Annotated in this window: 10 protein-coding genes, 2 tRNA genes and 2 rRNA genes; 7 read left to right on the forward strand and 7 right to left on the reverse strand. The window is 52.6% G+C overall.

From position 1 onward, the window contains the following. Positions 1-9 precede the first annotated feature (9 nt). Positions 10-870 carry a hypothetical protein gene (locus F4X55_02445; GenBank protein ID MYC39863.1) on the forward strand — a complete coding sequence of 287 codons (861 nt, stop codon included), beginning with the start codon at positions 10-12 and terminating at the stop codon, positions 868-870. After that, a complete protein-coding gene (locus F4X55_02450) occupies positions 863-1,825 on the forward strand; it encodes a rhodanese-related sulfurtransferase (protein ID MYC39864.1) in 963 nt (320 codons plus the stop codon). The genes F4X55_02445 and F4X55_02450 overlap by 8 nt, the downstream gene beginning before the upstream one ends. A 2-nt stretch (positions 1,826-1,827) precedes the next feature. On the opposite strand, the gene F4X55_02455 is transcribed toward F4X55_02450, so the two are convergent. Genes F4X55_02455 through F4X55_02475 form a run of 5 tightly spaced genes read right to left on the reverse strand, consistent with a single transcriptional unit; the run spans position 1,828 to position 6,954 of the window. Continuing rightward, positions 1,828-3,414, reverse strand: coding sequence for a citramalate synthase (locus F4X55_02455; GenBank protein ID MYC39865.1), 1,587 nt, complete (start codon positions 3,412-3,414; stop codon positions 1,828-1,830). Further along, positions 3,407-4,645 carry an aspartate kinase gene (locus F4X55_02460; protein MYC39866.1) on the reverse strand — a complete coding sequence of 413 codons (1,239 nt, stop codon included), beginning with the start codon at positions 4,643-4,645 and terminating at the stop codon, positions 3,407-3,409. Before F4X55_02460 ends, F4X55_02455 begins: the two co-directional genes overlap by 8 nt. Continuing rightward, positions 4,588-5,082, reverse strand: a complete 495-nt coding sequence (gene tsaE, locus F4X55_02465; GenBank protein MYC39867.1) for a tRNA (adenosine(37)-N6)-threonylcarbamoyltransferase complex ATPase subunit type 1 TsaE — start codon at positions 5,080-5,082, stop codon at positions 4,588-4,590. The genes F4X55_02460 and tsaE overlap by 58 nt, the downstream gene beginning before the upstream one ends. A 5-nt stretch (positions 5,083-5,087) precedes the next feature. After that, positions 5,088-6,644, reverse strand: a complete 1,557-nt coding sequence (locus F4X55_02470) for an NAD(P)H-hydrate dehydratase (protein ID MYC39868.1) — start codon at positions 6,642-6,644, stop codon at positions 5,088-5,090. A 28-nt stretch (positions 6,645-6,672) separates the two neighbouring features. Beyond that, positions 6,673-6,954 (reverse strand): hypothetical protein, encoded by a 282-nt coding sequence (locus F4X55_02475; protein MYC39869.1) that lies wholly within the window; start codon positions 6,952-6,954, stop codon positions 6,673-6,675. Between the two features lie 93 nt (positions 6,955-7,047). Here F4X55_02475 and F4X55_02480 point away from each other — a divergent pair, with 93 nt between their 5' ends. Next, complete coding sequence (locus tag F4X55_02480; GenBank protein ID MYC39870.1) at positions 7,048-8,025, forward strand: radical SAM protein; 978 nt, start codon at positions 7,048-7,050, stop codon at positions 8,023-8,025. Positions 8,026-8,064: 39 nt separating this feature from the next. On the opposite strand, the gene F4X55_02485 is transcribed toward F4X55_02480, so the two are convergent. Together F4X55_02485 and F4X55_02490 are read right to left on the reverse strand one after the other, a co-directional pair. Beyond that, positions 8,065-8,418, reverse strand: coding sequence for a VOC family protein (locus F4X55_02485; GenBank protein MYC39871.1), 354 nt, complete (start codon positions 8,416-8,418; stop codon positions 8,065-8,067). Between the two features lie 67 nt (positions 8,419-8,485). Continuing rightward, positions 8,486-9,931 carry a cysteine--tRNA ligase gene (locus F4X55_02490; GenBank protein ID MYC39872.1) on the reverse strand — a complete coding sequence of 482 codons (1,446 nt, stop codon included), beginning with the start codon at positions 9,929-9,931 and terminating at the stop codon, positions 8,486-8,488. Between the two features lie 404 nt (positions 9,932-10,335). On the opposite strand from F4X55_02490, the gene F4X55_02495 reads away from it, so the two are divergent. The 4 genes from F4X55_02495 to F4X55_02510 all read left to right on the forward strand — a co-directional run. Further along, positions 10,336-11,873, forward strand: a 16S ribosomal RNA gene (locus F4X55_02495). An 81-nt stretch (positions 11,874-11,954) separates the two neighbouring features. Beyond that, positions 11,955-12,031, forward strand: a tRNA-Ile gene (locus tag F4X55_02500). A 3-nt stretch (positions 12,032-12,034) separates the two neighbouring features. Beyond that, positions 12,035-12,107, forward strand: a tRNA-Ala gene (locus tag F4X55_02505). A gap of 106 nt (positions 12,108-12,213) precedes the next feature. Then, positions 12,214-14,198: ribosomal RNA gene (locus F4X55_02510) — 23S ribosomal RNA — on the forward strand; the annotation flags it as partial.

The following is a 14,198-nucleotide window of genomic DNA, read 5'->3' on the forward strand; positions in this document are numbered from 1 at the left end:
CCACAACGGATGTTCAGAGACGTAAAATCCCGGGTTCTTGCTTTTGATATAGAGTGGGTTCCCGACCCGGAGTCGGGAAAGGTGGCGTACGAACTTCCGCAGGACATGCCCGACCGCGAGGTGATCGAGTTCATGTGGGAGCAGGGCGGGGCGACCGAGGAAGAGCCCATGCCGTTTCTTAAGACGGTTCTCTCCAAGATAGTCTCGATCTCGATGGTCTTCCGGGAATCTGATAGGGACGGAGCCGCGGCAAGACTCAAGCTTCACTCCATCCCGTCGATTCCGACTTCCGGCGAAGACTGTTCCGAGAGAAGAATCATAGAAGACTTTTTCAAGATTCTCGACAAGCACCACCCGCAGCTTGTGGGGTACAACACCTCGGGGGCCGACATACCGATTCTGGCGCAGAGAATGATCAAGCACGGGCTGCAGGGCGGTTTTTTCACGGAAAGGCCTAACAGGCCGTGGGAAGGCGCTGATTTCTTCGCCAGGGGAAGCGACTGGAACGTCGATTTGATGCGCTGCGTAAGCACGTGGGGGAAGGGCACCCCGTCTCTTCACGAGATATCGGTTGTTAGCGGAATCCCGGGAAAAATGGGGGGCGTTGACGGAAAGCAGGTCGCTCCAATGTGGCTTGAGGGCCGACTTGACGAAATAGTCGCCTATAACGAGTGCGACGCACTTACGACCTATCTGCTTTGGCTCAGGATGGCCCATTCGATTGGACATTTTCACTCCGAGCAGTACGCAGAGGAGCAGCGGTTGCTTCGCGGCATGATAAAAAAAGAGTCAGAAAGTCCCCATAGGAGCCACCTTCAGGATTACCTCTTAAAGTGGAAGAGTCTGAGCGGGGGTGCGGCCGATGAGTGAGCGACAGGACAACTGCGGAGTCGCCGTTCTCTCTTTCTACAAGTTCGTGGACCTTGACGATCTTGTGGAGATAAAGAACTCTCTGCTTTTGCTTTGCGAGAAAAACGGGATAAACGGCACCTTCATCCTGACATCGGAGGGAATAAACGCCACGGTTGCCGGTCCGCCCGAATCCATAGACCGGCTAATCGCCTATCTTGAGAACGCCCCTAGGTTCTCAGGCATGCAGTACAAGCTCAGTTACAACGAGAAAAGCCCCTTTCACCGCCTCAAGGTTAAATTCAAAAAGGAACTGGTACCTATGGGAGTCGGCGGAATAAAGCCGCAGCGCCTCTCGGGGCAACGCGTTTCGCCTGAGCGGTGGAACGAGCTTATAAGCCGCCCCGACGTGCTTGTTATAGACACGAGAAACGATTACGAAAACCGCGTCGGAACCTTCAGGGGGGCCGTAAACCCGGAGACTGACCATTTCAGGGAGTTTCCCGAGTACGTAGAGAAGAACCTCGACCCCCGCGAGCACACGGAGATAGCGATGTTCTGCACGGGCGGGATAAGGTGCGAAAAAGCGACCTCGTATCTTCTTGAGAGGGGGTTTAAGCGGGTGTATCAGCTTGAAGGGGGAGTGCTTTCATACCTCGAGCAGGTTTCTAGGGAACAGAGTCTCTGGGAAGGGGAATGTTTTGTGTTCGACGACCGTACCTCAGTCGGCCACGATCTTGTGAAGGGAACATGGAGCACGTGCAGGAACTGCAGGGAGCCGGTATCTGCGGAGGAGAGGAGGTCCGAGGGGTTCCGGGAGGGGGTATCCTGTCCCCGCTGCCACGCGGAGCTTACTCCCGAGAGAATTTCGTCACTTGAAGAGAGACAGAAGCAGATGAGACTTGCCCGGGAGAGGAACCAGAAACACCTCGGGGCCGTTATAAGAAGGGGAAACACAAGACTGGCGCAGGGATGACCTCAGCCGCTCAGCTCGTCTTTTAGAATCTTGTAGTCTATGCTGTCGACAAGAGCTTTCCAGCTTGCTTCCACTATGTTGTCTGAAACCCCCACGGTGCTCCACGTCTTCTCCCCGTCTCCCGACTCGACAAGCACCCTCACCACGGAATCCGTTCCGCCCGACCTCGACACGACCCTTACCCTGTAATCCAGCAGCCGCAGGGTCTTTAGCCCGGGGAAGAATTTCTCAAGCGATTTCCGAAGCGCTCCGTCTATCGCGTTTACGGGACCTGTTCCTCTTGCCACCGTGTATTCCGTAATGCCGTTTACCTGAACCTCCGCGGTTGCTTCCGAGAGAGGTTCTTCGTCTTCTTCTCTCTTTTCGACCAGAGTCCTGGTGTTCTTGAGATAGAACCGCTTCTTGTAGGTTCCCAAGGTTTTTCTCACGAGCAACTCAAAAGACGCGTCCGCCCCCTCGAATTCGTAACCCTGGTTCTCAAGAACCTTAAGCTCGTTCAGTATCTCGAGGATTCTTTCGTCCTTGGGGTCTATTTCCACTCCCAGTTCCTGGGCCTTGTAGGCTATGTTTGCCCGGCCGGAGAGGTCCGAGACCAGCACCCGCCTTCTGTTGCCGACGCTCTGGGGTTCCACATGCTCGTAGGTGTCGGAATTCTTCATCACGGCGCTTACGTGAATCCCCCCTTTGTGCGCGAAGGCGCTTTCACCGACGAAGGCCTGCTTTTTAAGAGGGGGAAGGTTGGTGAGTTCATGGATGAAATGCGACACGGAATAAAGCTTTCTAAGGTTTTGCTTGGAAAGGGTCTTCATCCCGAGCTTAAGCGCTATATTGGGGATTATGGCGCAGAGATTGGCGTTTCCGCACCGCTCTCCGTAGCCGTTCATGGTTCCCTGTACCTGGGACGCTCCTTCCCTTACCGCGTAAAGCGTGTTCGCGACCCCGACCTCGCTGTCGTTATGGGTATGTATTCCCAGGCTCGGGTTATCGAACATGCCGTTGACTTCCCTTATGGCGCCTTCGATATCCCATGGCATCGAACCGCCGTTTGTGTCGCATAAAACGACCGTGTCGACCCCCGCTCCGTAAGCGGTCTCGAGAACTTTCGCCGAGTACTCAGAGTTTCTCTTCCATCCGTCAAAGAAATGCTCGGCGTCGAAAAACACCTTGTCCACATGGCGTTTCAGGTACTCGATCGAGTCGTGTACGAGCTCCAGGTTCTCTTCAAGCTCTATTTTGAGAGCTTCCGTTACCTGGAAATCCCAGCTTTTACCTACGATCGTCACAACGGGGGTTTCAGCCTGCAAAAGGGCCTGGATGCTAGAGTCCTCATCGCAGGTTTTCCTTGCGCGTCTTGTGCTTCCGAAAGCCGCGACGCTCGCGTTTTTAAGCCCCAGTTTTTTGGCTTCCTCGAAGTACCCCTTGTCCCTTTCGTTGGAACCCGGCCATCCTCCCTCGATGTAATGCACCCCGAGGTCGTCAAGTCTCTTGGTTATACGGATCTTGTCGTGTATGGAAAAGGATATGTTTTCCCCCTGGGTTCCATCACGCAGGGTCACGTCGTATATTTCAACGGTCCTTGATTTACTCATCGGTTTTTCCAAGATTAAAAGCGTCGTGGAGAGTTCTCACGGCGTTTTCCGCATCTTTTTCCTCAAGCACGCATGAGATTTTTATTTCCGAAGTGCTTATCATCATAATGTTAATTCCCTCGTTTGCAAGCGCCCCGAACATGCGCGACGCCACTCCCGAATGGGTTTTCATCCCGACTCCCACCAGGGAGATCTTGGCGATAAGGTTGTCTGAGAGCACTTGCTTTCCCCCGAGTTCCTGGGCCATTTTCTCCGAGAGCTCTATTGATTTCTTGAAATCCGACTTGGGAACCGTGAACGTGAGGTCGGTAAACCCCTCAGTGCTCACGTTCTGAACGATCATGTCGACCACTATGTTCTTGTCCGCAAGCGACGAGAAAAGCATAGCGGCTATGCCGGGCTGGTCGGGCACCTGCGTCACCGTGATTTTCGCCTGATCCCTGTCGTATGTGACTCCCGATACGACAACATTTTCCATGGATTCCATAACTTTTTCCTCATCCAGAACCCAGGTTCCCTCGTCCCCGGGCCTTGGAGTTGACTTAACATGTATAGGCACTTTAAATTTTTTTGCAAATTCAACCGCGCGGGCCTGAAGCACTTTCGATCCCAAAGACGCCATCTCGAGCATTTCGTCATAGGAGATACGGCTGAGCTTCCTTGCGTCGGGACAGACCCCGGGGTCCGTGGTGTAAACCCCGTCTACGTCGTCTTTGTAAAGTTCACACGCATCGGCGCCCAGCACCGCCGCCAGCGCCACCGCGGTGAGGTCTGAGCCTCCCCGCCCGAGCGTTGTGAGGTTTCCGTCCTCGTCGACTCCCTGGAATCCTGCTATAACGACCGCCTTTTTTCCCTCGAGAGCAAGACGGATGTTCCTGTCGTCAATCGATTTTATCTTCGCCTTCGAGTAAATGTTGTCGGTGGTGATCCTTATCTGGTGTCCCTGGAACGATATTGCCTCCTCGCCGAGCGATTTTATCGTCATCGCCAGAAGGCCGGAAGAGACCTGTTCCCCGCTTGAGGTTATCACGTCAAACTCCCTTTCATCGGGGGGATCCATAATTTCCTTTGCAAGGCCGACCAGCCTGTCGGTTTCGCCCGCCATGGCGGAAACCACCGCTATCACGTCGTTTTTCTGCTTTTTCGTAGCTACTATGTGCTCGGCCACGCGTCTTATCTTTTCGATGCTAGCAACGCTTGTTCCGCCGTATTTTTGAACGACAAGAGCCATTGTCCCTCACCTGTCACCTTTATTGTTCTCGATTCCTCAGCCCCTTGGGGCGGAGATTGGATATCAATTATAACAGCGTTTGCCGGTAATACATCCCGGATATTGTCCGCCCATTCAACGACGGAGACACCGTCTCCGTAAAAGAATTCCTCATATCCCGTATCCTCGAACTCGGCACCGCCCGAGAGCCTGTAGACGTCGAAGTGAAAAAGAGGCACGCTGCCTTCATAGCAGCTCATTATGACGAATGTGGGGCTGTTGGGTTCCTCCTCTATTCCTAGGCCGCGGGCAAGACCCTTGGCGAAAACCGTTTTCCCCGCGCCGAGATCTCCAGTGAGCCCTACGATCGAGCCTCGGGGGATCAGTTTCCCCATTATCTCGCCGCAAAGCATGGTTTCTTCAGGCTTGCCGACTTCTAGGAGGAATCCATGTTCCATTGGGCTTATCTTACCGTAGTGAAGTGCTTTTCTTCCGTGGATGAAATGATGGAATTTATTGAAGCGGGGATTTTACGCGATATTTCGGATGCGGTAAAGCCTGCGGCGCCCGTTTCCTCCAGAAGAAGGTCAGCCGCGTGGCCGTGGAGAAAAACGCCGAGAAGGCAGGACTCAAGACAGTCGTATCCCTGAGCCGCGAGTCCCCCGATTATTCCCGTAAGCACGTCTCCGGTTCCGGCAGTGGCCATGGCAGAGTTCCCCGTAGGGTTTATGAACACCTCTCCGCCGGGAGTGGAGACGACGGTTCGTGCGCCTTTTAAGACGACGTAGCATCCGTATTTTTCGGAGAACCGGCTCGCGGTCCCGACGCGGTCATCCTGCACCTGCTTTGAACTAGTGCCGCAGAGTCTTGCCATTTCGCCGGGGTGCGGAGTTATTACCGCGGGAACTTTTGTCTTCCTCAGAATCTCAGGGTTTTTTGAAATTATGTTAAGCGCGTCGGCGTCAAGAACCACGGGCACTTCGCATTGCGTTATCACCTTTTCGAGGAATTTCCCCGCGCTTCGCGAGGTCGATATTCCGGGGCCGAGGGCAAGCGCCGTTTTTTTCCCGTCAAGCTCCCGGAGCGCTTCCTTGTGGGCGTCTGAGTGAAAAGTTCCGTCCTTTGAGTCTTTAAGCGAAACTGACATTACCTCCGTTGTCTTTTCCTCGACGGCGGGAGATATGCTGTTTGGAATTCCCAGGGTAACAAGGCCGCTTCCCGTCCGAAGCGCCGCCTCGGCGCAGAGAATCGCGGCTCCGCTTTTTCCAGGAGAACCCGCGAGCACAAGAAGATGACCGTAGGTTCCCTTGTGGGAATCTGCTGCCCTTCTTTTTATCAACCCCGCGGATTTTCGAAACGTGAGAAGTTCAAAGGGAATATCTTCCTCAAGCAGCTTGGGGATAGTTATATCTGCCACGCAGAGCTTTCCCGCGTAATCAACGCCGGGATAAATGCACATTCCAAGCTTAGGTGGGGCGAAAGTGACGGTCATGTCTGCTCGCACGGCTGCTCCCATGGGCTGCCCCGTGTCGGCGTCAAGTCCGGAGGGTATGTCAACGGAAACGCACGGGACGCTCTGGCGGTTTATGAATTTTATAAGCTTCTCGTAAAAGCCTCCCACCTCCCTGTCAAGTCCGGTGCCGAAGATGGCGTCAATTATGACGTCCGTATCTTTTACCCTGGGGAGTTTTCCATCAAGCTCCCTTACGTTGCCCCCGATCTCAAGAAGGGAGTCGAGGTTCGTTTTTGCGTCCCCCTTGTAGCGCTGTTTCTTCTGGACGATGTGGATGCTTACGTCATTTCCCGAGGAAATAAGATGGCGGGCGATCACGAAGCCGTCCCCCGCGTTGTTTCCGGCGCCGCAGATAACCGCTATTTTCTTTGCTGAGGAATACTCGGCCAGGATGGCGGACGCCACGGCTCTTCCGGCGTTTTCCATAAGCACGACGCCCGGAACTCCGAATTCCTCAATGGTCCTTCGGTCTATTTCCCTTGAGATCTGTTTGGTTGAGAGTTTCATGGTTTTCTGGGGATGGTGAAGGGATTTGCTATTTTCCCATACCGCCTGCCCCAGTAGGTCTTGTATCTCCGAGTTCTTCTATGTGCGAGCTGATGAATTCCTCTGCGTGGTCGAAGCAGAAGTAGTAGGAAAGAAGGGTGCTGCCGCTTCGGTTGACAGTGATCAACTGGTAGTGGCGGCTGCAAATATCCATCCCGCACTTTATGCACTGCTTGATATGGTTTCTTTCTCCCGAAAGTTCGCACTGTTCTCCACTAGGGCTTACGTGATCACACTGGTAGATTTCAACTTCTATTGTTTTTACCGACAAATGCCTTTACCTCCCCTTGATTTCTACGTTAATTATACAGTTTCGCGTCAGAGTTTGGTAAATCACGCGGATAATTTATAATAGACGGAAAAGATGCAGTCGATGATACACCCAAAACAGGCCGTAAACGGCACATTAAAATATCTCTACATCAAGGCTACGGGGAGGCCGAAGCTCCTTAATCTTGAGATAACAAAACTCTGCAACGCCCGCTGCGATTTCTGCGACTACTGGCAGACAAAACACGAAGAGCGTCTTTCGGATTACACGCCCGTCATAAAGAAAATAAACCCCCTCGTCACGGTCATTACCGGCGGGGAGCCCATGATCAGAAAGGATCTTCCCGATATCGTAAGGCAGATAAAGGGATGCTCCATATTCATTTTTACTTCAATGGTAACAAAAGGAGATTTCCTTACCGAGGAGAAAACCGAAGAGCTTTTCGACGCCGGCATGGATCAGATCGCCGTTTCACTGGATTTCCCGGGGGAAAAGCACGATACCTACAGGGGCATTCCCGGTCTCTGGGAAAAACTGTCAGAAACCCTGCCTGAACTCTCGGAGCGATTCCCCGACAAAAGCCTGGTGCTTAACACAATAATAATGGAAGACAACCTCGACGAGGTGGTCGAGATAGCGAATAAGGCAAGAGAGTGGGGCATAGCCATATCCTTTAGTTCCTACTCGGTTATGAAAACCAACAACGAAGACCACTTCGTGAAAAAAGAAGCCCTCTCAAAAGTGAGGGATCTTGTCGAGGAGCTGATCGCGCTTCGAAAAAAGTGGAAGGGCACGATACTCTCAACCGAGTACTACCTCAGGGAAATCCCGGGCTATTTCGAGAGGGGAAGCGTCCCCGACTGCCTGGCCGGCATAAACCAGATACACGTTACCCCGAGCGGTCACCTGAAACGCTGCTCCGAGATGCCCGTCTCTGCCCACTACAGCGATTACAGACCGGATCTTTACGAAAAAACCAAGTGCACTTCCTGCTGGTACAGCTGCAGGGGGGAAACCCAAAGCCCGGCGAACGTTAAAAGGGCCATGGAATACATGGGGATCTATATCTAAAGCCGGGTCGGCGCAACGACTTGTGCGTGATCGTAACGATCAGGTGTCGGTCCAGACTGCGAATTCATTTCCGCTCGGTTCCCTGAAATGGAACCGGCGACCACCTGGAAATTCAAAGGTCTCGATTTCGATCTTGCCTCCGGCGTTGCGGATAGCGGCGAGCGTTTGCTCTAGGTCGGCACTGTAGAAGACCACCAGAGCACCGCCTGCGGCCTGTGTGCTTTCCAGTTCCGATCTGAAGAACCCGCCCTCGAGACCAGCGTCCGAAAATGCCATGTAATCCGGGCCGTAATCGGTAAAGGACCAGCCGAACACTTCGGCGAAAAAAGATTTCGTGCGCGCGAAGTCGCGGCATGGAAACTCAACATAGTCGATCTTATTGTGATTTCCCATTCCTGTCCCCCATGCGCCGGATTTTCCGGCGAAATTGCCGTACCTGTTTCGCCCGGCCTGAAGATGATTAGGTTCTCTGCGCTTTCCAGTCGGTGCCGCCCGGGCGGTCTTCAAGCACGATTCCCTTTGAACTTAGGTAGTCCCTGATCTCATCGGCCTTTTTCCAGTTCTTTTCTTCTCTGGCCGAGTTCCTCTCTTCTATCAGCTTCTCTATCTCAAAGGGGTCTATGTCCGAGAGGTTTGCCGTGGACTTTCTTTTCTCCATGTACTCGGCCGGTTCCTCTGAGAGCACTCCGAGCACTCCGCATATCTCTTTTATTTTTTCAAGCGCGAGAGTCGCGCTTTGAGTTTTCCCCACGGAGTCAAGCGACCTGTTGATTGAGCGTATCAGGTCAAAAAGACTTCCCACCACGTCGGCGGTGTTGAAATTGTCGCTCATCGAGGAGTAAAAATCCTCCTCGAATTTCCTGATCGAACTCTCAAGTGCGGGATCGGAACCCTTGGCTTCCCGTGCCTCCGCGGCTCTCAGCAAAGTGAGATATATTCTCTCAAGCGCTGCCTCGCTGTCGTGCATGCTTTTTTCCGAGAAATCGGCGGGGTTCTGGTAGTGGTGGGAGAGGAAGAAAAGCCTTATGGCTTCGGGGGACCATCTCTTGGTTGCCTCGGAGAGAGTGAAGAAGTTCCCCAGAGATTTTGACATCTTTTCCTTGTTTATCCTTATAAGGCCGTTATGAAGCCAGTACTTCGCAAACGGTTCGCCCGAGGCGGCCTCTGACTGGGCTATTTCGTTTTCGTGGTGCGGAAAAATCAGGTCCTTTCCCCCTCCGTGTATCTCGAAATTCGTTCCCAGATACTCCATGCTCATAACGGAGCACTCTATGTGCCAGCCGGGCCTTCCGTCTCCCCACGGGCTTTTCCAGGCCGGCTCACCAGGTTTTGACTCTTTCCAGAGCGCGAAATCAAGAGGGTCCTCCTTTTCTTCGTTAACGTCTATTCTCACGCCCTCAAGCATGTGATCAAGTGACCTGCAGGAGAGCTTTCCGTAGTCCGGGAATTTTCTCACGGAGAAAAAGACGTTATTGCCTGAGCGGTAGGCGAATCCCTTCTCCAATATCTTCTCTATAAGCGCTGTTATCTGTTCTAGATGTTCCGTTACCCGGGGCTCAACGTCGGGGGTCTCAACCCCTATCGAGGCCATGTCCTCTCTGTATTCCTTTATGTATTTCTCCGATATCTCATCGCAGCTTACACCTTCCTGGTTTGAACGGGTTATTATCTTGTCGTCTATGTCGGTGTAGTTTCTCGCGAACAGCACGTCGTAGCCCACATGGCGGAGGAATCTCTGTATCACGTCAAAAGACACGGCGGAGCGGGCGTGTCCCAGGTGGGCTGAGTCATACACGGTAGGGCCGCACACATACATCCGGATCCTGTCTCCTTCAAAGGGAACGAGATCTTCTTTTTTCTGCGAGAGGGAGTTATAGATTTTTATCTTGGGAAGTTCTTTCTGCATGTTTCAAGGGAGGTCACTGCGGAACCTCCTTATCCCGCGGCATTTTTTGAAGGGAAAATTCTACGTATTCATTCCTTAAATTCAAGGGTAGGGCTCCCGTGCGCAAGGCAATCGGGGCTTTTTTCTCGAAATCTGGGGAAAGATGGTGGATTTTCGCCTCTCTCCAGCAGTTTTTTCTTCAAAGTGCAAAAAAACCCTTGCCAAAGCAAAGTCCTCTGTTAGTATGATGGCTCACTTTAGTTTTTTTCTTTGAAATTTGTTTTGTTTTTCGTGTTCTTTCTAAATTGACAATTTCCGGTGGGTGAGTACTATATTCTACCCATTTTGATAGCTTGATCTTTGAAAATTTAATAGCAGATGATAGCGGGCGAACTAGAGCAGTATCCGTAAATTCTTTTAAATTCTTATGAAGAGTTTGATCCTGGCTCAGAGCGAACGCTGGCGGCACGCCTAACACATGCAAGTCGAGCGAGAAAGTGACTTCGGTCGCGAGTAAAGCGGCGAACGGGTGAGTACAACGTGGATAATCTACCCTAGGGTCTGGGACAACCCCGAGAAATCGGGGCTAATACCGGATAAGACCACAGTATCCGAGGATACAGCGGTAAAAGATTTATCGCCTTTGGATGAGTCCACGTCCCATCAGGTAGTTGGTAAGGTAAAGGCTTACCAAGCCTAAGACGGGTAGCCGGCCTTAGCGGGTGAACGGCCACATGGGGACTGAGACACGGCCCTGACTCCTACGGGAGGCAGCAGTGGGGAATATTGGGCAATGGGCGAAAGCCTGACCCAGCGATGCCGCGTGAGGGATGAAGGCCTTCGGGTTGTAAACCTCTGTCAGGAGGGACGATGGGACACTTGTGTCTTGACGGTACCTCCAGAGGAAGCCCCGGCTAACTCCGTGCCAGCAGCCGCGGTAATACGGAGGGGGCAAGCGTTGCTCGGAATTACTGGGCGTAAAGGGTCCGCAGGCTGTCAGGCAAGTTGGTTGTGAAATCCCAAGGCTTAACCTTGGAATTGCATCCAAAACTGCCTGACTAGAGTCCAAGAGAGGTTGGCGGAATTCCCGGTGTAGCGGTGAAATGCATAGATATCGGGAGGAACACCAGAGGCGAAGGCGGCCAACTGGCTTGGTACTGACGCTCAGGGACGAAAGCGTGGGTAGCAAACCGGATTAGATACCCGGGTAGTCCACGCCCTAAACGATGGATGCTAGGTAGGGGGAATTTATTTCTCCCTGCCGTAGTTAACGCATTAAGCATCCCGCCTGGGGAGTACGGTCGCAAGGCTGAAACTCAAAGGAATTGGCGGGGGCCCGCACAAGCGGTGGAGCACGTGGTTTAATTCGATGCTAAGCGAAAAACCTTACCAAGACTTGACATGTTAACTTAAGCCTATACGAAAGTATGTGGTGGTTCCGGGCTTGCCCGGAACAGTTATCACAGGTGCTGCATGGCTGTCGTCAGCTCGTGCCGTGAGGTGTCCGGTTAAGTCCGGTAACGAGCGCAACCCCTATCTTTAGTTGCCATCACTTCGGGTGGGCACTCTGAAGAGACTGCCAGCGACAAGCCGGAGGAAGGTGGGGACGACGTCAAGTCATCATGGCCCTTACGTCTTGGGCTACACACGTGCTACAATGGCTAGTACAATGGGTCGCGAACTCGCGAGAGAGAGCCAATCCCATCAAAGCTAGTCTCAGTTCAGATTGCAGGCTGCAACTCGCCTGCATGAAGTTGGAATCGCTAGTAATCGTGGATCAGCATTGCCACGGTGAATACGTTCCCGGGCCTTGCACACACCGCCCGTCACACCACGAAAGTCGGTTCTGCCCGAAGTAGCCGTGCTAACCTTCGGGAGGCAAGTTCCTAAGGTAGGGCTGGTAATTGGGGTGAAGTCGTAACAAGGTAGCCGTAGGGGAACCTGCGGCTGGATCACCTCCTTTTTCACGGAGATATCTGTCTTTTTTTCGCTCGCCATCTGCTTTTTTACGAAAAAGTATTTCCCGCGCTTAAAAAGCAACAGGGGGCCTATAGCTCAGCTGGTTAGAGCGCACCCCTGATAAGGGTGAGGTCGTTGGTTCAAATCCAACTAGGCCCACCAATAGGGGGTGTAGCTCAGTTGGGAGAGCGCCTGCTTTGCAAGCAGGAGGTCGACGGTTCGAGCCCGTTCACCTCCACATAAAAAGAATTTCGAATGCTTTTTTGATCTTTGACAATTGAATATAACGCTGAGAAACAGAATTGATCGTGTTGTTAGTATTATCGAGGATTTTCACGCCTCGCAGATAAGATATGTAGAGCAGAAGGTGGATGCCTTGGCAACGGACGGCGATGAAGGACGTAGTAAGTTGCGATAAGCCTCGGGGAGTCGCTTAACAGGCTTTGATCCGGGGATTTCCGAATGGGAAAACCTGACCGAGCAAACCTTGGTCATGCCATTGTGAATATATAGCAATGGTAGGCTAACGGGGGGAAGTGAAACATCTCAGTACCCCCAGGAAAAGAAATCAACCGAGATTCCCCTAGTAGCGGCGAGCGAACGGGGAACAGCCTAAACCGAAGAGATTTTCTCTTCGGGGTTGCGGGACCTCAGCATGGGACTTTGAAGGGTAGCAGAACAGTCTGGAAAGTCTTGCCACAGAAGGTGATAGCCCTGTATGCGAAACCCCGAGAAGCCCTAGAGGGATCCCAAGTACTCCGGCACACGTGGAATGTTGGAGGAATCTGGGTGGACCACCATCCAAGGCTAAATACGTGCCGTTGACCGATAGTGAACCAGTACCGTGAGGGAAAGGTGAAAAGAACCCCAATGAGGGGAGTGAAATAGAATCTGAAACCATCTGCTTGTAACCAGTGGAAGGGCTATGTCCATTTATGGAAATGCCTGACCGCGTGCCTTTTGCCTAATGAGCCTGCGAGTTATCTTCAGTGGCCTGATTAAGCCGTACAGGTGTAGTCGTAGCGAAAGCGAGTCTGAATAGGGCGCCAGTCACTGGGGATAGACCCGAAGCGAATCGATCTATCCATGGCCAGGGTGAAGCAGAGAGAAAACCTTTGTGGAGGCCCGAACCGGTCAGGGGTGAAAACCTGTCGGATGAGCTGTGGATCGGAGTGAAAGGCTAATCAAGATTCGTGATAGCTGGTTCTCCCCGAAATATATTTAGGTATAGCCTTGTGTGATGACTAGCGGAGGTAGAGCACTGATTGGACTAGGGGGTCGAAAGATCTACCAAACCCAGACAAACTCCGAATGCCGCTAGGTTAGCACAGGAGTCAGTCGGTGGGAGATAAGTCCCATCGGCGAAAGGGAAACAGCCCAGACCGCCGGCTAAGGCCCCTAAATACGAACTAAGTGGTAAAGGATGTGAATTGGCATAGACAGCCAGTAGGTAGGCCCAGAAGCAGCCACCCTTTAAAGAGTGCGTAACAGCTCACTGGTCGATGCGGATTTGCGCCGAAAATGAAACGGGGCTAAGTTCGTTGCCGAAGCCGCGGGTTGCGTATTTATACGCAGCGGTAGGGGAGCGTTCCCAACGGGTCGAAGGGTTACCGTAAGGAAGCCTGGACTGTTGGGAAGTGAGAATGCAGGCATGAGTAGCGATAAAGGTGGTGAGAATCCACCTCGCCGTAAACCCAAGGTTTCCTGGGCAAGGCTCGTCCTCCCAGGGTAAGTCGGGACCTAAGGCGAGGCCGAAAGGCGTAGTCGATGGAAAACGGGTTAATATTCCCGTACCATTCGGTCTGAGTGATGGAGTGACGGAGAAGGATAGGTCATCCGGGTGATGGATATCCCGGTTCAAGCTTGTAGGAGGAAAGGACAAGCAAAACCTCCTTTCATACTCTGAGAAGCGAGTACGAGAGGCATTAGCCTCGTAAAGTGATTGAGTCCATGCTTCCAAGAAAAGCTTCTAAACGTTGACGACCGAGTGCCCGTACCGAAACGGACACACGTGGGTGAGTTGAGAATACTAAGGCGCGTGAGAGAACTTTGGCTAAGGAACTCGGCAAATTAACCCCGTAACTTCGGAATAAGGGGTACCCATATGTACGTGAAAGCCCTCGCGGCTGGAGCGGAAATGGGTCGCAGTGAATTGGCGGTAACGACTGTTTACTAAAAACACAGGGCTCTGCAAACACGCAAGTGGACGTATAGGGTCTGACTCCTGCCCAGTGCCGGACGGTTAAGGGGATGGGTTATCTTCGGAGAAGCTCAGAACCGAAGCCCCGGTAAACGGCGGCCGTAACTATAACGGTCCTAAGGTAGCGAA

The organism is Candidatus Dadabacteria bacterium, assembly GCA_009840385.1.
In the GTDB taxonomy this organism is placed as follows: domain Bacteria; phylum Desulfobacterota_D; class UBA1144; order Nemesobacterales; family Nemesobacteraceae; genus Nemesobacter; species Nemesobacter australis.

Coding starts and splice junctions, on each gene's coding strand:
- F4X55_02445 (MYC39863.1), top strand. CDS start 10: ATGTTCAGAGACGTAAAATCCCGGGTTCTTGCTTTTGATATAGAGTGG.
- F4X55_02450 (MYC39864.1), top strand. CDS start 863: ATGAGTGAGCGACAGGACAACTGCGGAGTCGCCGTTCTCTCTTTCTAC.
- F4X55_02455 (MYC39865.1), bottom strand. CDS start 3,414: ATGAGTAAATCAAGGACCGTTGAAATATACGACGTGACCCTGCGTGAT.
- F4X55_02460 (MYC39866.1), bottom strand. CDS start 4,645: ATGGCTCTTGTCGTTCAAAAATACGGCGGAACAAGCGTTGCTAGCATC.
- tsaE (MYC39867.1), bottom strand. CDS start 5,082: ATGGAACATGGATTCCTCCTAGAAGTCGGCAAGCCTGAAGAAACCATG.
- F4X55_02470 (MYC39868.1), bottom strand. CDS start 6,644: ATGAAACTCTCAACCAAACAGATCTCAAGGGAAATAGACCGAAGGACC.
- F4X55_02480 (MYC39870.1), top strand. CDS start 7,048: ATGCAGTCGATGATACACCCAAAACAGGCCGTAAACGGCACATTAAAA.
- F4X55_02485 (MYC39871.1), bottom strand. CDS start 8,418: ATGGGAAATCACAATAAGATCGACTATGTTGAGTTTCCATGCCGCGAC.
- F4X55_02490 (MYC39872.1), bottom strand. CDS start 9,931: ATGCAGAAAGAACTTCCCAAGATAAAAATCTATAACTCCCTCTCGCAG.